Origin of the sequence: Cognatundibacterium luofuense, assembly GCF_018139685.1 — a bacterium.
GTDB lineage: Bacteria > Pseudomonadota > Gammaproteobacteria > Burkholderiales > Burkholderiaceae_D > Undibacterium > Undibacterium luofuense.
In genome coordinates, this window is sequence record NZ_JAGSPN010000488.1 from 1 (window position 1) to 309 (window position 309).

Annotated in this window: 1 pseudogene; it reads right to left on the minus strand. The window is 50.5% G+C overall.

Annotation, left to right across the window (positions count from 1 at the left end):
* Positions 1-163: 163 nt before the first annotated feature.
* Positions 164-309, minus strand: a pseudogene (gene ppnK, locus KDM89_RS22670) (NAD(+) kinase); the annotation flags it as partial.

The following is a 309-nucleotide window of genomic DNA, read 5'->3' on the forward strand; positions in this document are numbered from 1 at the left end:
TGAAATTGGGTCTGAAATCGCGTTTGAAATACAGCAGCATCAGGTCGCGCTGAGATCGCTCGCAGCACTGAATACGTGCCTCAATCGGTGCGCACATTGCTGTAATGATCGCCATTATAGGTGAGTCTTGTTACCGTATGAATGCCGTGAGCAGACCGCAGCTTCAGTTGAGTGCACCGGATACCGTCGGGTATTCGTTCCAGTGCAGTTTTTCACGCAAGGTATGATAGTAGTTCCAGTCCTGAGGATGCAGGAAGGTCACGTTATGCGCCGAGCGTCTGACGATGATTTTATCGCCATGCTGCAAAC